Origin of the sequence: Gardnerella sp. KA00127 (genome assembly GCF_049244125.1) — a bacterium.
Classification (GTDB): domain Bacteria; phylum Actinomycetota; class Actinomycetes; order Actinomycetales; family Bifidobacteriaceae; genus Bifidobacterium; species Bifidobacterium swidsinskii.
Window position 1 is genome coordinate 580,518 of record NZ_CP058377.1, and the last position, 21,405, is coordinate 601,922.

The window sequence follows — 21,405 nt, forward strand, 5'->3', positions numbered from 1 at the left end:
TGTCGTTTATCGTCTGTGCAAAAAGTTAGTATTGATTATGTTCATTTCGCGAATTAAAGCGAACTAATGTTTGGAGATATGGTGAGCATCGTCCTTGAAGGAAAGCCAGATAAAAACCTTGTTCTCGTTACCGGTCGCGCACATCCGAAGCTTGCTCGTGATGTAGCTGATCAGCTTGGAATTGATGTACTTGAAACTACGGCATACGATTTTGCTAATGGTGAAATGTATGTTCGCTATACGCAATCTGTGCGTGGTACAGATGTATTCGTGCTTCAAAGCCACAGTGATCCTGTTAACAAGTCCATTATGGAACAGTTAATTATGATTGACGCTTTGAAGAGGGCTTCTGCTCGTTCAATTACTGCAGTATGCCCGTTGCTTGGTTATTCTCGACAAGATAAAAAGCATCGCGGTCGCGAACCTATTTCTTGCCGCTTGATGTTTGATTTGCTAAAGACTGCTGGTGCTGATCGCATTATGAGCGTCGATTTGCATGCAGCTCAGTCTCAAGGATTCTTCGACGGTCCTGTTGATCACTTGATTGCTATGCCAGTTTTGGTTGATTACGTACGTGATCGTTTCCGCGATGATCTTGCAAACGTAACTGTTGTGTCTCCTGATGCTGGTCGTATTCGCGTAGCAGAACAGTGGGCTCAGCGCTTAGGTGGCGGTCCTTTGGCTTTTGTGCACAAAACTCGCGATATCACTTGCCCTAATAAGACGGTTGCAAATCGCGTCGTTGGTGACGTTGCTGGACGCGATTGCGTTATGGTTGACGACTTGATCGATACTGCAGGAACTATTGCAGGAGCTTGCAATGTGTTGAAGGAAGCTGGAGCTAAGTCTGTTACAGTTGTTGCAACTCACGGCGTGCTTTCTGGTCCTGCAGTCGAACGTTTGAAATCTTGTGGTGCTAGGGAAGTTGTTTTGACTGATACTGTGCCTATTCCAGAAGAGAAGCGTTGGGATGGTTTGACTGTTCTTTCAATTGCTCCGCTTCTTGCAAGTGCTATTAAAGCAGTGTTTGAGGATGGTTCGGTTGCTAAGCTTTTTGACACTTATCCTGAGCATCACGGACAAGGATTCTTATTTGCTTAAGTATTGATTTCGTACGGTTTGCTTTTCGGCACGCCAATTTGACGTTTTTCGATATTATGGCATAATAGTGACTTGGCGGTTTTTCCGCCGTTCCCTCATGGTGTAATGGCAGCACACGGGTCTTTGGAACCCTTTGTCTTGGTTCGAATCCAGGTGAGGGAGCTTACTTGAAGCGCTACTCGTTGAATCGAGTGGCGTTTTTTGTTTTGAACGCTGCTAATAAGTAATAGAATTACATACAGCGAAATTTATTAAAATAGTATAAGGAGCGTATGCGTGGAAAAGCATGATGTAACTGCGGCAATAATTTTGGCAGCAGGCGATGGGACGCGTATGCGTTCAGAAACTCCGAAAGTACTACATCCATTTGCTGGTAAAACATTTCTCAATCGTGTTATGGATGCCATGAATGGCGTAAATCCTAAAAAACTAGCTGTAGTTGTGCATGCTCAAGCTGAACGCGTAGCTGCTGCTGCTATTAGCTATAACGAAAATGTGCATATTGTAAATCAGGACGAAACTCCTGGAACCGGCAGAGCAGTGCAATGTGCTATTAAAGATCTTAACGAAATTGCTAAAAACGAAACTGGTGAAGCATTAAAAGGAGCTGTGCTGATTGCCGCAAGCGATATGCCGCTACTTGATACGCAAACTTTGCAGTCTTTAGTTGATTTTCACAATAATAATAACAATGTGGCAACAGTTCTTACAGCAGTATTAGACGATGCAACTGGATACGGTCGTATTGTGCGCGAAGCAAACGGTGACGTTTTGCGTATTGTTGAGCATAAGGATGCAAATGCTGGAGAGCTTGCTATTCATGAAGTGAACACTTCTGTATATGTATTCGATGCGACTGTATTATGTGACGCAATTGCAGATCTTAACTCTCAAAATGCCCAAGGTGAGTTCTATTTGACTGATGCTTTGGAACATGCCCGAAAGTTTGGTCATGTTGGTGCAATGTCTGCTCCAGATCCGCTTACTGTAGAGGGCGTAAATAATCGTGTGCAATTAGCTGCGCTCGCAAAAGCACATAATAAGCGCGTGTGCGAAAAATGGATGCTTGAAGGTGTAACTATTCTTGACCCTGATACTACTTGGATTGAAGATAGTGTTACGCTCGCACAAGATGTTACTGTGCTTCCTGGGTGCTTCCTTCAAGGTCGTACTACGGTTGCAAGTGGTGCTGTAGTTGGCCCTTACACAACTCTTATTGATGCGCAAATTGATGAGGATGTTGTGGTTGAACGTTCGCGTGTACAGGAATCGCATATTTGTAGGGCTGCAAACATTGGTCCTTGGACGTATTTGCGTGCAGGAAACGTACTTGGTGAGGAAAGTAAAGCAGGAGCTTTCGTAGAAATGAAGAAAGCTCATATTGGAAATGGCACTAAAGTACCTCATTTAAGCTATATTGGCGATGCTGATTTGGGTGAGCATACGAATATTGGTGGCGGTACGATTACTGCAAATTATGACGGAGTGCATAAGAATCATACTACGATTGGTTCTGGTGCTCACGTTGGCGCAGGAAACCTGTTTGTAGCACCGGTTACTGTGGGAGATGATGTTACTACCGGTGCTGGATCGGTGGTACGTCACGATGTTCCGGCTGATTCTATGGTGTACTCGGAAAATACTCAGCATGTAATCGAAAATTGGAAGCCAGCTTGGGAACGCTAAAAAGCGTTTGTTGGAGAATTAAGGAGTAGTAACGTTATGACAGCTTTAGAAAGTTCAATTAGTGCAATTCGTATTGCTGCCGCTGCTGCAGACCGTTTGAAAGCAACGAACGAGCAGGCTTTTGATGTAAGCGATTTGCTTGGTATTACGGATGCTATGTTAGTTGTTTCTGCTTCAAATGAGCGTCAAGTATTAGCTGTTGCAGAAGAAATCGAAAAAGACTTGTACTTGAAAGACAACAAACGCAAGGCTTTATCTCGTGAAGGCTTGGAATTAGCACAGTGGATTTTGCTTGATTTTGGCGATTTTGTAGTTCATGTAATGCATGAGGAAGCACGAGCATTCTACCGCTTGGAACGCCTGTGGAATGATTGCCCGGCAATCGATTTGCAGCTGCCAGAGCATGCTAGCGAAACTGAAGATTCTAGCAAAACTGAATAATAAGAAGAAAGTACGGTACAAACCATGGTTGATTTCGTAGAAAATGTTGCGAGTAACGTAAATAATTCCATTAATAGTGCGCATGAAGGAATTGCTCGTTCTGTTATGCTTATTCGCCACGGTCAAACTCCGTATAATGCACAGTTCCGTTTGCAAGGCATGATTGATATTGCTTTGGATGAGTCTGGAATGGATCAGGTAACTCGCTCTGGAAAAGCTTTGCGCGTGCTTTTTGGTGCTTCTGACTTAGAAGATCCAAAGGATCCGAACAGCGCTGAGCATGTGCGCATTACAGCGGAAGAAGCGGACGCGAGTTTTGTGGCGATTGCTTCTCCGCTTATTCGCGCGCAGCAGACAGCTCATGCTTTTGCAGATAAGATTGGGCTTCATGTGCAAGTTGAAAATGGTGTGCGCGAGCGTTTCTTTGGCGAGTGGGAAGGTTTGAATCGCCAGCAGATTAGCGAACAGTGGCCGGAAGATTTCAAAGCTTGGGTCGAAGGTAAAGGCGGGGAGCTTCGTCATGGTGCTGAAGCTAAGCAGGAAGTAGGAGAGCGCGCTGCTACTGCAGTAGAAGATTGGACTCGCAAAACTGGCGCAGACCGCGATTTGCTAGTGTTTTCGCATGGCTCTTGCCTTTCGCAAACTGTTCATAAGCTGCTTGGATTAGATAAAGTAGATCCTTCTTACAAAACGATTGGTGGCATGGGAAATGGTCGCTGGGCGCGCTTAATTCCAAGTCTTAACGCGGATGGTTCGATTCATTGGCGTTTGGATGCTTATGATCAAGGTCCTGCAGCTGACCCTACAAGCCAGCGCCTTATTCGCATTTGGGGGGCGGCTTAATCTGCGTAATATCTCCTTTTTACCGCTTAATTACCGAAAGCTACCGTTTAGCGATTTTGTAAAGACAGACTATTTACAGTGCCGTATAGTCAAAATTACAAAACAAAAAGCTAACAAACGCTAACAGTAGTGCACGGAAAGGAGGCTTGATGAAAGTAACTATTGCTATTGTTCCGCCTGAGGAAGAGCAGTCAGTTCAGTTGTCAATTCACAATATTGACGATGAGCTTAAGCGCATTATCGCTCAGTTACAAAGCATTGACTCAAATGATGCAAATGTAAGAAGTGCTGAAAATAATACTGAAATTAATACTTCAGATAAATTAAGCAATAATAATCCATTCATATACGGTTATATTAACGATTCGATTATTGTTATGCACGAGCCGGATGTGATTATGATTTGCGTTGAAAATTCGCGCGTAATCATTCACAGTGATAAAGGTGAGTGCGTTTCTTACAAGCGCCTAATGGATTTCGACAATCCGCAATTCGCGTCGTTTGTGCGCATATCTAAATCCGCAATCGTGAACTTGAATCGCATTGTTCGAGTCGATCCAGGATTCGGCGGAAGTATGAGCGTAAAAATGGACGACGGAAGCGTTGAGTGGATTAGTCGCAGATGCTTAGCAGGGTTCAAAAAGCGCTTAGGAATGTAGTTTTAAGCGTAGTTGAATATAAAACTATCAAAATTTTTAATACTAATTTTTTAATACAAGATTTTAATACTTAAAAAGGAAACGATTATTATGGAAAAGCAAGTTACAACTTTTGGTAAAACAATGGTAAAAAACATTGTTAATGGCATTGGCATAGGGTGCACTATTTTTACTGCAATCAGTTTTGTGTCGAGCTTGTTAGCAAATACTGCGGTTGGAAACAGAATTGCATCTTATGCTGTAGCAACGTTTGTTATAGGCATAAGCTATGGAGTATTCGCTATTTTTTGGTCGAATGAGCGTATGTCAAATCTTGCAAAGTTCGTTTTTGCACTAGTACCACCAATTGCTATTCAATTTATTGTATCGGTGATTGTTGGGTGGATTTCGTTCAAAGATGAGCCAGCTGTGATTTGCGGATGGATTGCGTTCACTGTTATTTTCCCGATTGCGATTGCTGCAATAATTTATTACTTCGAGAAGAAGAAAGCGGAAGAAATGAACACTAGACTGCAAGCATTGCGTAAAGAAAGCAAGTAAAATAGTTACAACTAAATAATCAAGTAAAGAATTGAGTGGTGTTCATCTTCGCCGTTGAGGACGAACGCCACTCGATATTGTATGACGCCTACTATAGACGTACTAATTCGGCGTTTTGCGCGACGACCTGCTTTCGCGCTCAGAGCGTAGCGCGCGAAAGCAGGTCGTCGCGGAAACTCGCTAAAGTTGGAAGTCCAGTGGACTTCCAACGCGAGTTTCGTAGCGAGCGCGTTAACCGAGCGAGCGTCCTTCGTTCAGTGCGAAAAATCTCAAATCTCTACCACACTAATATCCACACGACTGAATAACTACGCACTAATCTTTTGCAATAGTTTTGCCGGCAGTAGCTCCAGAAGTCAAGTCCTGAATCTCAGTGATTTCCATAACTGGAACTGCAGCCGGCTTCTTCGTACCTTTTTCTTCAGCCACACGCACTTGCTCTTCGTAAATCGCGTCATCAGTGTGAAGGGTAACGGTTCCGCGGAAGCGATAGCCCTTCTTTTCTGCCAAATTAGCAACTGCTACAACCAGCTGGCTGCCGTCTTGCAAGTTCTTATAATGCTGACCTGCAGTGCGTTCGTGGTAGGCAAGGTGGTTGTCGTCGAGTACGAACATAGACATTTTTGGTCCTAAATCAAGCTCGCCATCTTTGCTTACTGTTGCAATCCAAGCCAAATTATTTGCAATAAATTCTTTCATATCTGAGCTAAGAGTTGCCATAATATTCCTTTCCTAACAAGATTGCGCACTTTCTTCGTACGCAATTTATAAGCCTACATTGCTACATTACGCTGATTTAAAAGTGTATACGAGTGTGTAGCGTAAAAAAATTGTAAGTTGTGATATAAATCACCCAATTCTTCAATAGTTTCGTGGGCGAAATTTATACAGCAAAATACTTGATTGCCACTGTTTTCTGAAGTGTATATCGGAAATTTTACGAAGGAACGCCAGAAAGTTGTACTTTTCACGATTTTACGGCTATTCTGTCTATTTTATAAGCTAAAACGCTTTATAAAAGAAAAATTTTAAAGAATCAACTTTTATAGTTGAAGGGGAAACATTATGAAGGTGAAATATGAAACAGCTAAATCTATAGCTGAACCGCTTTCGGATAAATCGGGCATGCCTCAAGGCAAAAGTGTTCATACTGCTCAGATTATGTTGTTGATTTGTGCTGCTATTTGGGGTGGCAGCTATGTTTCTTCAAAATATGCTCTTGAAGTGTTTCCTGTGCAATGGCTTATGGGCGTTCGTATGGTTGGAGCTTGCACAATTATGGCTGTTATTTTTTTCGGTACGCTTCGTAAAACTTTTACAAAAAAGCTTATTGTTCCTTCTTTGCTAACTGGAATTACGTATTATGCTACTTTAATTTTGCAAACTGAAGGGTTACGTTCAATTGATCCAGGTCGTAGCGCGTTTTTGACAGCAGCATATTGCGTAATTACGCCATTTTCTGCTTGGTTAATCGTCAAGAAAAAGCCAACTCTTTTAGGATTAGTAGCTGCAGTTATGTGCGTTGCTGGAGTAGGTTTTGTGGCATTAAAACCTGGAATGCTTGTGCTCACATTGTCTTATGGAGATTTTCTTACTCTATTATGTGCTGCAATTTTTGCTTTTAATCTTACGTTCCTTGCGTATTATTCTCGTAAATATAATCCAGTTACGTTAACTTTTGGGCAATTTGTTGTTTCAGGCGTACTTTTTGTAGCTGGTGCGCTTATTTGTGAGCCTTTGCCAAACTTTAACGCTGCTGATCATTTCTCTATTTTTGCTAATATGTTCTACCTTACAGTAGTAGTAACAGTAGTTGCACAAATTATGCAAAACTATAGTTTGGTGAATCTTTCTACTGCAAACGCTTCTGTGATTATGTGCACTGAAAGTTTGTTCACGCTTTTATTCTCTACTGTTCTTTTTCATGAGCATGTTTCTAATATGGCTTTTGTGGGATTTGCTTTAATATTTGCTGCAATTATTACTGCAAGCTTAGGTGAGCATTATTGTGATAAAAAAGCGAATTGTGAGCTTTCTTACAAAGATAGAGATTTTGAGGTTGCTAAGTCTTAGGCATTTCAGTTTTGTGTAGCTAAGTTTTATGTATATAAGACTTGTGATTTTGTTGTAAGAATGCTCTGGCAATACTGTGCAATTTTTGCGTGGAGTGATACCATCATTGTTGTAATGATGTTGGTAGTGGAATTTGCATATTTGCCATGCATTTTGGCATTATATTCGCATAAATAGTTAAGGTGCATAAGTGAAGAATTTCTTCAAAGGCATATCGTTTACGCAAGTATTAGCTGGATCGCTCGCTGCAGTGACTTCGTTTTTACTTGCTTCGAAAATTGGTATTGCTGGTTCAGTTATTGGCGTAGCTATTGGTTCTATTGTCTCAGCAGTAGCATCACAGTTGTATCAGAATGTTATTCACGCTTCATCGCGTAAACTTTCGGAAGTAAATCCGAATACTTCTACAGAACAGTCTAATTTTAGTAATGTGTCAGATTCTAGCGTGCGTTCAAATAGTTTAGAGAATGTTGATTCTAAAAGAATTGGAGATGATATTCATATGCAATATTCATCAAATTTGTTGCAATGTAATACTGATCCTTCAGATGACAAAAATATGGCTGTTCAAGATGCAAGATTTGGACGCACTGTTAGTTCGCAAGTCCGTAATCCAGAATTAGAAAATACGCGTATTTTGGAATTGTCGAAATTACGTGAACAGCATGAAGAAGACATGAAACTGTCGGAAGGCACAATTCCAGAGCCGGTGCCGTTATCTAAGGTTGTTAGTGAAAACTACGGTTACTCTTCTGGATCTTACCAAAATAGAAACGATCATCGTACAACAATTGTTGTTGCTGTTATAAGTGCTCTTATAGCTGTTATTGTTACTGCAGGTGCTGTTCTTTTGTTTACACAAGGAAAAGGCACAGACAATATTGATAAGCCTAAAGAAATTAGTCATGAGCAACAGCAAAATCAACCACAACCTAAGCAACGTCTTAATACGAATACTAATCAAGACCATAAGAAATCTCATGATGATTCTAATAGTAAAGATGGTAATGAAGATGAAAATGATGAGCATGGCAATGAAAATGCAGATAGTTCGACAGGTGGTCATTCCGATAATGATTTAGGTAGTGACACTAACAATGATTCAGGAACGAATTCAGGTGATGCTGCTAGTGGGAATAGTGGATCGGGTGCTGATAGTTCTGATGCAGGTGCTGGATCTGCTGGATCTTCGGGATCTACTGGTTCTTCAAACAATGTAACTTCTCCTGGTAATGGTGATCAATCTGGGAGTGTCAATGGTAACTAATTTTCGAATTGGTTCTTGAATTGGTTTGCCGAATTGGCGACTAAATTGTTAGTAGAATTCGCAGGATTTTTGGAATTTGTAAGTTGAATTCGACACGCCGCATTTGGATAGAACGGCTATTTGTTGTAACCTATCAAAGGTTCGTTTGAACGGCATAAGTAAAAACGGGGCTATGGCGCAGCTGGTAGCGCATCTCCATGGCATGGAGGGGGTCGGGGGTTCGAATCCCCCTAGCTCCACAATATTGTTAAGAATGGCTTTATTCCAACGTTTTCAGCGTGTGTCTTACAGTGACGACACACCAAACGACACACCAAATCACCATAGTTATAGGCAATTAGCGCGAGTTAAACCACTCAGCAATGAGCTTCAACACGCTTACTACTATTATACCATTCTTTAAAAGTATAAAAAATTACCCCCCGCATGAAGCGAGGGGTAATTGCTAATTTTCAACTTGTATTCTCAATTAGAGAATACTTTGAGTATACTGCACGCTATTTATTTTCAGTAGGCGTGTCGTTCATCTCTTTGCCGCGCCCGTCCAACTCGGTGTCAGTTTCGGTTGCGGCTGCATGCTTCCCATTGTTGATAGCATTGTCTGCCTGCCCATCAACATAAGTTTTTACACAATCAAGAACAGATAAGATAACTTTTACGACTCGCATGTTCGCAATCTGCACGTTGAACGCTGTAACATTCTCGAAGAAACTAACAGTGTCTGTAATGACGATATACGCACATGCGATCAGCACAAGTGGAACGTGCGTACCGAGGTCAACTTTAGCTTGTGCATAGTCAAACAGGATGCAAACGGCAATAACTAGCACGTACGCGAACTTATGGAACAATCCGTCGCGCATTTTGCTACTAGCCACGCTGTGAGTATAGACTGCTTTTGCAAATCCGCTGATAAAATCGAGCAACACTACTGCGCCTGCGAGCTCGAGGAAAAATATTTCAACGTCATTCATTCTTTTCTTCTCCTATTTGTTATTTTGGCTGGTTGTCTTTGGTTATCCACGTCGCGTTGATGTGCGTGAAACAGTTTTTACCGTCGCCATCCCAGCAGATGCTTCCGTCTGGCTTTACCATGATGCTTCCTGTGCCATTGCCGGATAAGCGGATTGTTGCCAAAGAAACTGGTCGGAAACCTTCAGGGACTTGCTCTCTCGCGTGTATCCATGAGCCGCCGCCGCAAACCACGCAACCGCACCCATTCACTGTGACAACGTTGCCGCATCGTGTGATCCCCATGCGCTGGTCTTGGTTCGTACCCCATGGAATGTGCATAGTAAAGCTGCTAATGTCCCCGTCGTGCTCTATCGGTGACACGTCCGGTTTTGGTGCTGGTTTCGGTGCCGGTGGAGGAGTTGCATGGTCTGATTGAGCGTATTTATTCCACGCCGTGCGGTCACCGTAGAACTTGTTAAGGTCAAGGTTGCCGCCGTAGTTTGGCAACGCTCCAGCACTAGAATATTGGCGTATTGCACAACTATAAGATCCTTCGTTCCAAGGCTCGCTCTGATATCCTGTGTGAGCGGAGTTAGCGTATTGTGCTATCCACAGTCCGCAGTTTGTTGCTTTGCTTACTCGAGCTAACCTACCGTAGTCACATTGGCTGCCGTAAAGAAGAGGACGCACGCCAGTAAGATTGTAAACTGTTTGCGCACACTGTTGTAAGTACGCTGTATCGCCGTAAGCGCTGTTGCTGCCGCTTTCAAAGTCGAGTGCGAGTATTGCGCGCCCAATATAAGGCTTTACCGCGTTCACAAAGTATTGCATCTCAGCCTGAGCGTTGCCGCCACTAATATAGTGGTAAATGCCCAACAGTTTGCCACTGTTTAGCGTTGCGTCTGCTTGAGCATGAAAACACGGGTTCGTATACCATGCGCCTTCGGTGGCTTTAACGATGACAAAATCAGCTGGTACTGCTGCGATATTAATGCCGCGCTGATACCAGGATACATCAATGCCGTTTAATGCCATATTCTTCCTCCTTTGGATATTGAAAAAGCCACGCTGTTTGCGTGGCTAAAAAGTGAACTTGTCAAAAATTCCGACATGTTCAAAATCTAATCGTGAGTTAATCGTGCGAAAAATTCTATTGAACGTTGGTTTTCCGCGGTTTCTACTTCGATTAATCGTGAGTTAATCGTGCGTATTGTAGTCGAGTGGTTTCGGATAAATTCGGATTCTTCGGACGGTTTCGGACGGATTCGGACGGAACGTATCATACTTTCCAGTTTTTGTCCTTATTGGACTCTTACTGTACTTTTACCGTAGTTTCTGAAATTAGTACCTTAATTAGTACCAAAAGTCCCAGTTTGTCCAGTTTTTGTCCAGTTTGTCCAAAAACGCTATTGAAAAGTCCAGTTTTGTTTTTTCCTATTTGTCCTACATTGTCCTAAAGTGTCTTATTTTTCGCTTTGAGCTGCTTATAATACGCGTTCATGATTCGGGATCGCACAAAAAGCGACCCCTAGAATTAAAGATGCGCATAGCCTACGGTCACCCTATGCAGAAGCACGGGAGTGCGCCGCCTGCTGCGCGGATTCTAGCGGCGGCGGCTGAACCATCAGTGTTGACAGCCGGAATCGCGATATTACTATTGGCGTGCGTGCTTCGCAACCAATACCATCGGTTTGAGCGTATGCGACTGCTATTATCAGTAAAGCAAGCCCACTGCGTGTAAGTTCTAGAGGACTCATTAGAATACTTCGCTGTGCCGAACGCTTCAATCTCAGACGGTGGGAAAACATGCTCATCAAAGTAGTCTACTTTGCCATTAACGTTCGTGCATGGCAAGCTCATTTTAAGCACGTAAGGCTTCAAAGAATCAGGCATCACACGATAAAAATCTTTAAACTTCCAATCCAATGTAGAGTCAATATAAAGATTATCTACGTCTGAGAACTTCATATTGTCTGGCATCAGCTTGTCCGGCACGAGCAACGCTTCACCGCGCCCGTAGTGGTTAAACTCAGCAATAGTCCAACGGTAAGTCGTACCATTCACAGTCTCATCAAAGTAATCACCAGCGTGTAGAACACTAAAATCCTTATTACGCACACAATGAGCAATAATCTGCGCCGGACTTGAACCATAGTTTGCGAACGGCTTCCACCCGGGGATTGGTTCAAAATCCGGTGTGATGCGCTTATTCTCATACGCAGAATAAAACGGCATTTGAAAAACAGTCATCCCAGTCTCCTAGTCCGCAAACCAAACAAAAACAAGCTTTAGAGCAGAACCGTTATCATTCTTCTGGTGAGTTGTTATAGTTATTTTCCCTGTTCGCACACCATTCTGTTCTTCAATCTCGAACTCTGGCTGCTGTCTCATATACTCTTTAATACCATCAGCTTGTGGGTAGATGAGAATATGCCCCCCATGTGGTAATTCTTTTAAATCTGTTAGAGTCAAATCCCAAGAACTTGGATTCGTGTAACCGGTCAATGATTGGGGTTTTACTATTGGTGTGCGAATGTTGTTTACTGCTTGTTGTGCGCTATCAGCTTTACTAGCAGCTGCTTGCGCCGCACTATTAGCACTATCCGCTACCGACTGTGCTTTACTAGCAGTCTGAGCCGCATCATTCGCCTTACTCTGTGCTGCGCTACAAGAGTTTTTTAACGAACTAACCTCCGACTCCATAGAGTCAATGCGATTTTTATTGTTATCAGTAGCTTCAATAGCACTGTTAGCTGTGTTTTGAGCGCGTTGAGCTGATCCCGCCGCGTCGTTAGCTTTGCTCTGAGCCTGCTCAGCTGTAGAGCGCGCCGCTTCAGCTGTACTATTCGCCGTACCAGCCACGCTTTTAGCATCATTCGCTGCCTGTTCAACAGCTTTAAAACGTGTTTCAGACTCTTGCAAAGTCTGCGTAACCTTGCCAGCCGCATCATTCGCCGCTTGCGCTGCGCTGTTGGCTGTGCTAGTAGCATTATTAGCCTTGCCAGCCGCATCAGCGGCTGCAGACGCTTGAGCGTTAGCCGTACGAGTAGCTTCAAGTGCCGCGTTATTCGTCTGCTTCAACTCTTCAACAGCACTCACCACACGCTTAGCAGTCTCGCTAGCATCCTTTACTTGGTCAAGAACGCTCTGAGCTTGAGCCACCGCAGCAGCAGACTCCTGAGCCGTATGCAACGCCTGATTAGCCGCTTCAACCGCCTGTTCGCTAGTCTGCTTAGCTTGAGCTGCCTCACCTGACACGTTCCTATAAGCTTGTGCTGCTTCATCACACTTTTGCGCGCTAGACGACGCGGTAAACCCGGCGCGCTGAGCTTTAACAACCTCTTCTCTTAATGCTGCTAAATCGGTTTCAGTCTGTTTGTTTGCAGCTTCTGTTTTCTCACGAACCGCGTCCACGGCTTGAGTCGCACTGTTAGCGCGCTCAACAGCCTGCTGCACTTTACTAGCCGCATCAGCAGCAGCATTCTGCACAGTTTGCTTTAACCCATTCACAGCATCATCAGCGCGCTTTGCTGCTTGGTCAGCAGTCTGTTTACTAGCGTCACACTGTTGGGCAACTTCAGTAGCGTGACTAATCACGTTTTGAGTGTTTTGAGCAGCTTGTGATGCTTCACTTGCCGCGTCCTTTGCTTGTTGTGCCGCCTGTTGTGCCGCGCTAATAGCATTATTAGCGGCATCAGCCGCATTTTGAGCATTCCGCGATACTGTTTCATTCTGTTCAATCAGGTGTGAAACTTTATCAGTTAAAGCGTTAGCTTTACCAGTAGCGTCCTTTGCTTGTTGTGCCGCGTCTTCAAGCTCCTGCCTGTAAGACTTACCCTCAGGCGAACCAGCATCAAAAACCGGCTGCTCGACAATAGCAGTAAAACTACGCGAGCAAACGATCGTCTTATCACGTTTCACTTCAAAACCAAGAGTCACCACGCCCGGCATACGACAAGCCGCAACCGGCACCGCCACCTGCCAAATACGACCATCATCAGAATCCTTCGCTTCCATTTTCACGCGGTCACCAATAAGCACACCCGGCTGCCTGTTCCAGCATAAGAGCACTTCAACAGTCGAATCATCAACCGGCACACCATTATCAAGAAGTTGCACGCGGATAATACGCCCATTCTCGTCGCCACCGTTCAAACGAACGTCAGGAATAAACGCATTCGCATAATCCAATTGGATCACGCTCCACGTAGCATTCTGAAAATCACTCATGATCAGTCTCCTCAGCTTTCACTTCTTTAACTTGAGTCTCTAAAATAGAAACGCGCGCCTGTAAGCGCGCATTATCCAAACTCAAATTCGCAATCATCAACTGCAAATTCGTAATAGTTTGTTTCACTTCAGGATTCATCAGACTTACCTTTCTCTTTATCATTTAACCCAACGCCCAACGCGCGCATAATCACATCAAGCTTCAAATTCATTTCTTTTTGCCAAGGACTCTCGTCCGTAGACGCTATAGCATAATGCGTCTCCGCCTTAATAGTTCGTGTCGCTAACACCGGAGCCGGCTCTGAAGGAACAATTTTTATATCCACCACTCAACCTCCTTTCTAAATGACGAAGCCATGCCTAAAGCCAAAAGTAACCGGTACCCATTCTCTAGCTGTACCGTCTTTGTTCATGCTAGTAGGCAAATAAAAAGTTCGACTATCCATATTCGCGCCATCCTCATAAACACAGTCACTAGCAAGCCCGGCTCTACTAACCTTATGATACCCAAAATTACAATCCGCGCTGAAGTTAAGCCCTTGTTCCAAGGTGCCTAAAGACGTTGGTGAGTAAGTTAACGCTGCGCCGTACGCGCCGACTCCATTAGACTGTATGCCAAAACCAATCAAACAGTCATCGCTTCGCGACCCAAAGAAAAGCACTTTATGCCGAGAATCCGCGTAATCAATAATGCCAATTCGACCATACTTGGTATTGCCTGACATGAAATGCATGCCATATTCGTCCAAAGATAGCGTGCGATTGTGAATCTTATTATTGGCAATCGTCATGCCACCAATCTCACCACGAGATATGTGAATAGTAGACGTTGTCAAATCCCACCAGTTCGAATTCACATAATCCTGAATGCACCCAGCTTTAATCAAACCCGCGTTGAGCGAGCCAGTTTTCAAATAAGACGCGTTCAAATAGACTTGACCACCGCTCAAATAAATACCCTGCGTTTGCCCGCCATTCGTGAGTTTGTTGAAAATAGCTTCCTGGGTTAGTGACTCGTTCATCTTCGAAATCACACCAGCAGAACTATCATCAACAATCTCTTGTACCGTCTTGCCACCAATCTTCACCGACGCTTGCAATGAGAACTCACCGGTGTCCAAATTCCAAAAATTACGCCCTACAGCGTCACTCAAAATACCAGTGTAAATACGGTCAGCAAACAGTCCATGACCATCACAAACATTCTTCCAATCCCAATCGCCATTAGGTTTCAAAGAATCCGCTATACGCCAAAAACCGCCACCAATATGAGTAACAGTAGTGGGATGAGCGTCCTCGCTCTTATCATAAACAAAAATACCCTCATCAGGAGTAAAATACGTATAACCGCCACGAGCATTAAGAACCTCATTCAAACGCCCAATAAGATCACGAACATACAAACTGTTACCATCAGCAACCGCATTCCACTCGTCAGATTGAGCGATAAGCGCATCGAGCTTCTGCTCCTGAGCGCGGCGCTTCTGTGTGTAAGACTCGTGAATATTACCAAGCGTAATACGCGTAGCATCAACCGAATCAAGTAAATCTTCCTCAATCTTCAACACGCGCCCTTCAACACGAATAGGAGGAGTGAACGTAGCATCAACAATTTGCACTGTGTCACCAACGCCAACAGCATCAGAACTAAACCCAATTTTACCAAGCGAAACCACATCTGCTTCATAAGTTAATTGAGGTTTTGACAGCTTATCTAAACATTCTTTGCCTTTTTTAAATAACAAGTTAGCGTCAGAAATATCATCAAAAATAACTTCACCATCAAGAGGCAGCATACCTCCAAGCCCGTCAGGAACTCCCCATAGCCGAGTAGCTGCAACATCTTCAACGTATGGTAAATCATTATTAACATCAACAATACTCACACGAGATTGAGTATCGCCGCCACCCATAGTTTTTTTACGCAACTCTGATAACGCTTTACATGCGGCGCGGCGCTCCTGCTCAAGGCGATGAGCTTTTTCGCGCTCAATCTTATGTTCTAAAACAAGCTGATGTTTTTGCTGCCGAGCTTCCCGCTGCTCCTCAACCCTTTGTTTACGTATTTGTGCGTTTTGTAAACGTTCTAAACGTTTCTGCTCTGATATGCGCTTCCTTTCAGCGCGCCTGATAGCAGCCTGCTGCCGTCGTACAATTGCTGCAGCCTTACGTTCTGCAGCGCGCCGTTGTCTCTCAGCTTTACGTGCTGCACGCTCAGCCTTATTCTGAGCTATCAGTGCTTTCCGTGCCGACCTGCGTTTAGCGGCATCAAAATTCTTACCACTACCATTAGCTTTCCTGCCGCCACCTTGTGCTGGAGGAGTATAAGGAACGTAATTCGGATTCCAATTATCAAACCCACTCATAATTCAACCCCCTCATTGTCCTCAAAACCTGTTTTACTATTCTCTGTTTTCTGTTCCACCTGACTAACACTCTTGCCCCACACGTACAAGCGTGTAATAACATTCGCAGAATTAATAGTGCGTTTAATGCTTTTCAAATCGCGCGAATACTCAAAACGTTTCACCGGTGTTTTACCGCCACGATGCTCAACAGCATTAATGCTACGTGAAACAACATGATTTCCATCAAGCTCTACACTCGTATACAACTCAAGGTTAAAAGTCTTACAAGTAGCTTGTAATGCTTTAAGAACATTAGTGTGATAAAACGCGTAGTTCCCCTGAGCGGTTTCAGTCGCACCATTTTCAACATATTTAACATCCCACCGTGTGCCAGCTAATAAATCTTTAAAACGACCTTCAGCAGTTGCCGCAGTTCCACGCAAATCCTCAACATAAACACTGTTAAGTTCAGCAATACTGTTCGCGCATTGAATTGTAATAGTAGGCTGTTCTTCACCCCTAATAGCTTGCACAGACTGCACTAAATACTCAGCTCCAATGCCTTGACCGTCAGTAAAAACAATCCTGTCACCTTTTGTAACAGGACAATTAGAGCAAGTAATGTCAAGAGTGTCAGAACCGTCAACACTACGACACCGTTTTGCCATAGTTACACCATTAAGAACACCAACCAGCGTACCGTCACACTTGCTGCAGAAAAATTCCATACATCACACTCCATAAACAAAAAGTGGCGTGAAACTCATCACGCCACTAGCACCAGTAACACTTAAATCCACAATCCCCGGTATGAGGGGGAAAAAGTCACTTTGCAAAGTCGGAACAACAATAGTCCCATTCATTCTTGCAACTCGTGCTTGCGGAGTTGACTCAATCTCTAGTGTTGCACCGTCAGAAAGCCCCTCAAACGTTAGAAGTTTTGACGAGCTAGAACAGTTAATAATAACCTCGTCACTAGCTGCTTTGAGCTTAAAATGAGGGAAACAAGGACGGTCACCATCAACAGCAATGTGAACATCACCACTAACACTCACAGTCGTTGGAACTCCGTACGCGAACGGCTCAGCCGTTAAAACTAGATCACACTTATACTTTGCCGTATTGCCGAATGCGAACACTGGCTGCCAGTTTTTAAAAGTCGCATACCCTCGCCAAGTTGGAGAACTCCCACACTGAACAGTCATAAGACTTCCGGTTAACGCTGCAAGATTAGCTTGCATACGTGCAATATCTTCAACATGCCCAATAGTGCACATTGTTAGCGTAACAGTACGCTCTTTTAACGGAGCGTTACCATCCTCGTCGCGAAGCGTCGTGTCCACGGCAATACTGCTGCCGGGTACGCGCTGAAATTTAACTATAGGCTCAGGCGCGCTTACACGCATGCCCGGATAACATACTGAAAAGCCTAGTTCTTCAATAGGGGAGCCGTTAATTCTAACTGCGCCTTCAAAACTCATTTTTCACCTTCCTAAATCTATCATGTGAGAAAGTTCTCGGCTCATAGGCGTAGCAAGCAGCCCAGCCATTACTTCACGACCGTTAGCATCAAGCTTGAGTTTTACTCCATCGTCAAAAACGCTGCGCATTGCTTCAGCAACGTTAGAATTAGCCACACGCCCTGACGCGACCAGCCTGTCGTTTAACGCGCGCATATCGTTTCGTAACCCATTCACAGCGTTCACGAGCATATCCCCACCAGTATTAGATGCTGGTTTCTCAGATCCTGCAATAGAGTTCCCGTAGTTTAAACGGTCAAGCATGTTCACGCCAATGCGCTGAACCGCGGCGGCTGTCATAACGTACTCACCGTTAGAAAGCATCGCTGGAATACTATCTGATGTACCAGTACCAGCACCATACACGACACCACCATTCGCGCGATGAACTCGAGCATTGACGTGTACGCTAGCGTTATTAATCGCATTTATAGCACTCCAAACCTCATTGGCGTTCGCTCTAAAATACACAGTTTTATCTCTTAACCGTGCGCTTTGTGCGCTGTTAAACTTGTTTTGGAAATCAGTTTTATTACCTTTGAGTTTGACAGTCTTGTCCGGCACTTTAGCTGCTTTAGCTTTAGACATAGTCGAGTCAAGATTACGCTTATCACCTTTGAGTTTGACAGTCTTGTCCGGCACTTTAGCTGCTTTAGCTTTAGACATAGTCGAGTCAAGATTACGCTTATCACCTTTGAGTTTGACAGTCTTGTCCGGCACTTTAGCCTTACTAACATCCGCAATAGCTTTTTTAGCCTGCTTAGTGTCAGCTTTAACTTTTGCCTTAACTTCAACCGGCTTCATTTTTTTAACCGCATCAAGAGCGGTCTGAAGCTGTTTCTTATCAAGAGTAAGAGTCAGCTTTTTAGGGTCAAGCTTTGCTTTTGATACTTTAGCAATAGCATCAAGAGCCTTCTTGTTGTTGCCAGTAATCTCAAACTTACCGCCTTTAAGGTTTTTTACAGATAGATTCTGTTTTTTAAACACTTCACTAAAGTTGTCTTTTGCGGTAACTTTTGCTTCAACATTAGACTGTTTCGCAGCCCCAATCAGCTTCATGAGCGCATCATGACTAATACCCCAAGCTTTTGCGAGCGCAATTGCTCTATCCTTGCTCATGCCTGTTTTTTGAGCAAGGTCAACGAACGCGGCACTGCCTTTGTCGAATGCTTTGGTTACATTTTCAACGCTTTCACCGTTTTTAGCCATCGCTTCAGCGGTTTCGAATGTTTGCTTAGCAAGGCTTGTGAGCGCGCTCATGTTTTTATCGGCAGCATCAGTGTTATCCATCCAATGTTTACCGGCTTCTGCAACGCTTTTACTACTTTCGCGTATTGTTTTATCCAAGTTTGTGAGTGCTTGGTCAGCGTCCATTGCGAAACCGTAGTATTTTTGCATTGCTTCAACATTATTGTTGATGGCTTCTGCTTGAGCGTTGATAGCGTTTTTACTAGCACCGAATTTTGCTATAAGAATGTCTTCTACTTTAGCGACTTTTAATATTTCACCACTGTTTTTGGCTGCGGCTTCCGCGCCCTTCATGAGCGCGTCCGCGTGCTGCGAAGAAGCTAGCGCATTTGCTTTCTGCTGCGCTTGTTCCTCTTTCATCGCGTTTTGTGCGTCTTTAACGCTCTTTTTTGCTTGATCAAACGCTTCCTTAAGAATGTTGACAGATTGTTTTGTGATTCCGCCGAACCTGTCTGGAGTAGAGTTTTTCCAAGTCTTATCTAAGGCTTTATTGAAAGACGTGACAGCGGTTTTGCTGCCTTTGACTGCGCTAACAAACGTGTCCATGCTTACGCCGCAAGTTTTAAGAGCGTCAGTAAAATTCTGAGTGCCTTTTGTAAACCAGCTGACTCCATCATTGCCGTTTTTTAATTCATCAGCAAGCTTACGATATACGTCACCACTATTACGCACAGTATCTTTTAGTGCATCAGTCTGCTTTTTGGCAGCATCAGCTTTAGCTTGCCACATCACAAAACCAATCGCTGCTGCCGCTAATGCAGCAACAAGAACTCCTGTTGTGACAGCAGTTAATCCGAGAACGCCAGCCTTAAAAACACTCAACCCAGAACTAGCCCCAGCAATCTTGTACCCAATACTTGAAAAAGTATCAGTTGCAGTACTGCTTAAGCTCCTAAAGGCTGATTCAAGTCCTGCACCAAGTTTTGTGCTCTTCAACAGCGTAAATAGCCGCTTTGCTTTACTGCCTATAAAGTCAAAACTCTTAGCAACAACGCCACCATATCTAGAACTTTTACGATACATGTCATACAGTCCAGCACCAATACCGACTAGCGCGGTTATTGCAATGACGGCTTGCTGAACTTCAGGAGGTAAGGCTGCGAATGCGTTAACAAGCCCGGTAACAGCCCCAATCATGCCGCTTATAATACCTTTGCCGCCGCTGCCGATTTTAATAAGCATGGTATCCCACGCATTGCCAAGGCGAGTGAGCTGACCTTTGAGATTATCCATCTGAGTGTTAGCAACTTTTGACGCGAACCCCTGTTGGTTAATCATCTTCGTATACTTTTCAACACCCTTTGCGCCCTGCTCATACAAAGTGTTAGCGGTTGTCAATGCTGCGTTAGAGAAAATACGTCCAAGAGCAGCATTTCGTTGCGCCTGAGTTAAATGCCCAAGCTTATCATGCAACTGTTGAGCAACACTCGCTAAGCCAACAAATCTGCCTTGAGAATCATAAATCTGCAATCCAAGCTTCTTAATAGTACCCTGCGCTCGAATAGACGGTGCAACAAGATTCTGAAGCATAGCATTAAACTTTGTACCAGCGTCAGAACCAACCAAACCTTTAGATGCAAACAGTGTTAGAGCGCCAACAGTTTCCTCAACGCTCATTCCGAGAATGTGAGCGTTAACACCAACGTTCTTCAATGCCTCGCCCATATCTTGCACACCACCCTGTGCCATGTTTGCGCCAGCTGCAAGCAAATCTGCAACATGAGACGCTTTAGAACCAGCAAGCCCGAACTGATTCAATGCAGAAGCCGTCAATTCAGCAGCATCAGCAGCGTTCATCTCACCAGCAGCTGCCAAATCAAGAGCACCCTTCAAACCGCCGCCAATAATATCCTTAACGCTCACACCGGCTTTACCAAGCTCATTGATAGCATTAGCAGCTTTAGTTGCAGAAAACATGCCACTACGCCCAGCATCCAACGCTGCTGTCTCAAGCTTCTTTAACTCTCCAACATTCTCAGTGACGTTAGCCCTAACAGCCGCCATAGCTTGGTCAAACTCGGCAAAGCGACGCGTAGCATCAACACCAATAGCAACAGCAACTGCACCAGCACCAATAGCAAGTGCCCTCATTATGCGACCGGTCTTTTCCCCAGTAGTACCAGCACTCTTTACAAAACTGTCAAACTTTCCAGTCAAGTGTGCTGCCGTTTGGAGTTTTGCCGAGTAGTCAGCAATATCCGCGGTCATGCGAATAGTAATATTCTCGTTTTGCGCCATTTACTCCTCCTCAACTCCAAACGGCACTAGCTTAGTAGTTTGCGAGCGCGTAGTGCCCGGACGGTCATCTTTCAAATACTTTTCCATCGCCTGCTCACGCATAGCACTTACGAAACATGTTTCGATTTTTGCGCGCTCAAACGTGTCATTTACTTTCAAATAATCATGGCAGAACTTAGACGGCATTCCGCACAGTGGGCAAAGAACTGTGTTCTCATACTCATCCAGTGCGAGCATCCATGCGCGTTCTGTTTCAT

General features: G+C 44.1%; 20 protein-coding genes and 2 tRNA genes. 10 read left to right on the forward strand and 12 right to left on the reverse strand.

The window, feature by feature from the left end:
- The first annotated feature begins 78 nt into the window (after positions 1 to 78).
- The 7 genes from HXT48_RS02125 (at position 79) to HXT48_RS02155 (ending at position 5,270) form a co-directional block, all read left to right on the forward strand.
- The gene (locus HXT48_RS02125) at positions 79 to 1,101 is read left to right on the forward strand and encodes a ribose-phosphate diphosphokinase (protein ID WP_032837849.1); all 1,023 of its coding nucleotides are present in this window, start codon (positions 79 to 81) and stop codon (positions 1,099 to 1,101) included.
- A gap of 91 nt (positions 1,102 to 1,192) precedes the next feature.
- Positions 1,193 to 1,263: transfer RNA gene (locus HXT48_RS02130), tRNA-Gln, on the forward strand.
- A gap of 114 nt (positions 1,264 to 1,377) precedes the next feature.
- Positions 1,378 to 2,787 (forward strand): bifunctional UDP-N-acetylglucosamine diphosphorylase/glucosamine-1-phosphate N-acetyltransferase GlmU, encoded by a 1,410-nt coding sequence (gene glmU, locus HXT48_RS02135; RefSeq protein WP_421793134.1) that lies wholly within the window; start codon positions 1,378 to 1,380, stop codon positions 2,785 to 2,787.
- Positions 2,788 to 2,823: 36 nt separating this feature from the next.
- Entirely contained in the window at positions 2,824 to 3,228 is a 405-nt protein-coding gene (rsfS, locus tag HXT48_RS02140) for a ribosome silencing factor (RefSeq protein ID WP_004108303.1), read from the forward strand.
- A gap of 24 nt (positions 3,229 to 3,252) precedes the next feature.
- Positions 3,253 to 4,071, forward strand: a complete 819-nt coding sequence (locus HXT48_RS02145; RefSeq protein WP_064621533.1) for a histidine phosphatase family protein — start codon at positions 3,253 to 3,255, stop codon at positions 4,069 to 4,071.
- 149 nt (positions 4,072 to 4,220) lie between these two features.
- The gene (locus HXT48_RS02150) at positions 4,221 to 4,730 is read left to right on the forward strand and encodes a LytTR family DNA-binding domain-containing protein (protein ID WP_004108298.1); all 510 of its coding nucleotides are present in this window, start codon (positions 4,221 to 4,223) and stop codon (positions 4,728 to 4,730) included.
- A 90-nt stretch (positions 4,731 to 4,820) separates the two neighbouring features.
- Positions 4,821 to 5,270 carry a DUF3021 family protein gene (locus HXT48_RS02155; RefSeq protein ID WP_004108296.1) on the forward strand — a complete coding sequence of 150 codons (450 nt, stop codon included), beginning with the start codon at positions 4,821 to 4,823 and terminating at the stop codon, positions 5,268 to 5,270.
- Positions 5,271 to 5,585: 315 nt separating this feature from the next.
- Here HXT48_RS02155 and HXT48_RS02160 read toward each other — a convergent pair whose 3' ends face one another.
- A complete protein-coding gene (locus HXT48_RS02160) occupies positions 5,586 to 5,990 on the reverse strand; it encodes a pyridoxamine 5'-phosphate oxidase family protein (protein WP_004108294.1) in 405 nt (134 codons plus the stop codon).
- 345 nt (positions 5,991 to 6,335) lie between these two features.
- Here HXT48_RS02160 and HXT48_RS02165 point away from each other — a divergent pair, with 345 nt between their 5' ends.
- From HXT48_RS02165 to HXT48_RS02175, 3 genes are all read left to right on the forward strand, one after another.
- Complete coding sequence (locus HXT48_RS02165; protein ID WP_004108292.1) at positions 6,336 to 7,343, forward strand: DMT family transporter; 1,008 nt, start codon at positions 6,336 to 6,338, stop codon at positions 7,341 to 7,343.
- A gap of 190 nt (positions 7,344 to 7,533) precedes the next feature.
- Complete coding sequence (locus HXT48_RS02170) at positions 7,534 to 8,610, forward strand: ATPase (protein WP_421793135.1); 1,077 nt, start codon at positions 7,534 to 7,536, stop codon at positions 8,608 to 8,610.
- Positions 8,611 to 8,776: 166 nt separating this feature from the next.
- Positions 8,777 to 8,849: transfer RNA gene (locus tag HXT48_RS02175), tRNA-Ala, on the forward strand.
- Between the two features lie 258 nt (positions 8,850 to 9,107).
- Here HXT48_RS02175 and HXT48_RS02180 read toward each other — a convergent pair.
- The 11 genes from HXT48_RS02180 to HXT48_RS02230 all read right to left on the reverse strand — a co-directional run bounded on the left by HXT48_RS02180 (position 9,108) and on the right by HXT48_RS02230 (position 21,385).
- Entirely contained in the window at positions 9,108 to 9,584 is a 477-nt protein-coding gene (locus HXT48_RS02180; RefSeq protein WP_119522535.1) for a phage holin family protein, read from the reverse strand.
- A 19-nt stretch (positions 9,585 to 9,603) separates the two neighbouring features.
- Positions 9,604 to 10,599, reverse strand: a complete 996-nt coding sequence (locus HXT48_RS02185) for a GH25 family lysozyme (protein WP_012914339.1) — start codon at positions 10,597 to 10,599, stop codon at positions 9,604 to 9,606.
- A 522-nt stretch (positions 10,600 to 11,121) separates the two neighbouring features.
- Positions 11,122 to 11,814, reverse strand: a complete 693-nt coding sequence (locus HXT48_RS02190; protein ID WP_421793136.1) for a DUF6273 domain-containing protein — start codon at positions 11,812 to 11,814, stop codon at positions 11,122 to 11,124.
- A 9-nt stretch (positions 11,815 to 11,823) separates the two neighbouring features.
- Entirely contained in the window at positions 11,824 to 13,794 is a 1,971-nt protein-coding gene (locus HXT48_RS02195; RefSeq protein ID WP_421793137.1) for an alanine-zipper protein, read from the reverse strand.
- On the reverse strand, positions 13,787 to 13,933 hold the full coding sequence (locus HXT48_RS02200) for a hypothetical protein (protein WP_012914336.1): 147 nt from the start codon (positions 13,931 to 13,933) through the stop codon (positions 13,787 to 13,789). The genes HXT48_RS02195 and HXT48_RS02200 overlap by 8 nt, the downstream gene beginning before the upstream one ends.
- A complete protein-coding gene (locus tag HXT48_RS02205) occupies positions 13,923 to 14,123 on the reverse strand; it encodes a hypothetical protein (RefSeq protein ID WP_421793138.1) in 201 nt (66 codons plus the stop codon). Before HXT48_RS02205 ends, HXT48_RS02200 begins: the two co-directional genes overlap by 11 nt.
- A gap of 12 nt (positions 14,124 to 14,135) precedes the next feature.
- Entirely contained in the window at positions 14,136 to 16,160 is a 2,025-nt protein-coding gene (locus tag HXT48_RS02210) for a hypothetical protein (RefSeq protein WP_421793139.1), read from the reverse strand.
- Positions 16,157 to 16,870 carry a phage tail spike protein gene (locus HXT48_RS02215; RefSeq protein ID WP_041160520.1) on the reverse strand — a complete coding sequence of 238 codons (714 nt, stop codon included), beginning with the start codon at positions 16,868 to 16,870 and terminating at the stop codon, positions 16,157 to 16,159. Before HXT48_RS02215 ends, HXT48_RS02210 begins: the two co-directional genes overlap by 4 nt.
- A gap of 3 nt (positions 16,871 to 16,873) precedes the next feature.
- Positions 16,874 to 17,623, reverse strand: coding sequence for a phage distal tail protein (locus HXT48_RS02220; protein ID WP_012914334.1), 750 nt, complete (start codon positions 17,621 to 17,623; stop codon positions 16,874 to 16,876).
- Positions 17,624 to 17,626: 3 nt separating this feature from the next.
- On the reverse strand, positions 17,627 to 21,148 hold the full coding sequence (locus HXT48_RS02225) for a phage tail tape measure protein (protein WP_421793140.1): 3,522 nt from the start codon (positions 21,146 to 21,148) through the stop codon (positions 17,627 to 17,629).
- Positions 21,149 to 21,385: a hypothetical protein gene (locus HXT48_RS02230; protein ID WP_049762331.1), complete on the reverse strand. Its 237-nt coding sequence runs from the start codon at positions 21,383 to 21,385 to the stop codon at positions 21,149 to 21,151.
- Positions 21,386 to 21,405 lie beyond the last annotated feature (20 nt).

What these genes read in the sequence shown, in the direction of transcription:
- HXT48_RS02230 (WP_049762331.1), bottom strand. Translation starts at nt 21,385, where the DNA reads ATGCTCGCACTGGATGAGTATGAGAACACAGTTCTTTGCCCACTGTGC.
- HXT48_RS02220 (WP_012914334.1), bottom strand. Translation starts at nt 17,623, where the DNA reads ATGAGTTTTGAAGGCGCAGTTAGAATTAACGGCTCCCCTATTGAAGAA.
- HXT48_RS02165 (WP_004108292.1), top strand. Translation starts at nt 6,336, where the DNA reads ATGAAGGTGAAATATGAAACAGCTAAATCTATAGCTGAACCGCTTTCG.
- HXT48_RS02145 (WP_064621533.1), top strand. Translation starts at nt 3,253, where the DNA reads ATGGTTGATTTCGTAGAAAATGTTGCGAGTAACGTAAATAATTCCATT.
- HXT48_RS02190 (WP_421793136.1), bottom strand. Translation starts at nt 11,814, where the DNA reads ATGACTGTTTTTCAAATGCCGTTTTATTCTGCGTATGAGAATAAGCGC.
- HXT48_RS02200 (WP_012914336.1), bottom strand. Translation starts at nt 13,933, where the DNA reads ATGAATCCTGAAGTGAAACAAACTATTACGAATTTGCAGTTGATGATT.
- HXT48_RS02185 (WP_012914339.1), bottom strand. Translation starts at nt 10,599, where the DNA reads ATGGCATTAAACGGCATTGATGTATCCTGGTATCAGCGCGGCATTAAT.
- HXT48_RS02160 (WP_004108294.1), bottom strand. Translation starts at nt 5,990, where the DNA reads ATGGCAACTCTTAGCTCAGATATGAAAGAATTTATTGCAAATAATTTG.
- HXT48_RS02210 (WP_421793139.1), bottom strand. Translation starts at nt 16,160, where the DNA reads ATGAGTGGGTTTGATAATTGGAATCCGAATTACGTTCCTTATACTCCT.
- HXT48_RS02180 (WP_119522535.1), bottom strand. Translation starts at nt 9,584, where the DNA reads ATGAATGACGTTGAAATATTTTTCCTCGAGCTCGCAGGCGCAGTAGTG.
- HXT48_RS02195 (WP_421793137.1), bottom strand. Translation starts at nt 13,794, where the DNA reads ATGAGTGATTTTCAGAATGCTACGTGGAGCGTGATCCAATTGGATTAT.
- HXT48_RS02225 (WP_421793140.1), bottom strand. Translation starts at nt 21,148, where the DNA reads ATGGCGCAAAACGAGAATATTACTATTCGCATGACCGCGGATATTGCT.
- HXT48_RS02150 (WP_004108298.1), top strand. Translation starts at nt 4,221, where the DNA reads ATGAAAGTAACTATTGCTATTGTTCCGCCTGAGGAAGAGCAGTCAGTT.
- HXT48_RS02155 (WP_004108296.1), top strand. Translation starts at nt 4,821, where the DNA reads ATGGAAAAGCAAGTTACAACTTTTGGTAAAACAATGGTAAAAAACATT.
- HXT48_RS02125 (WP_032837849.1), top strand. Translation starts at nt 79, where the DNA reads ATGGTGAGCATCGTCCTTGAAGGAAAGCCAGATAAAAACCTTGTTCTC.
- HXT48_RS02215 (WP_041160520.1), bottom strand. Translation starts at nt 16,870, where the DNA reads ATGGAATTTTTCTGCAGCAAGTGTGACGGTACGCTGGTTGGTGTTCTT.
- rsfS (WP_004108303.1), top strand. Translation starts at nt 2,824, where the DNA reads ATGACAGCTTTAGAAAGTTCAATTAGTGCAATTCGTATTGCTGCCGCT.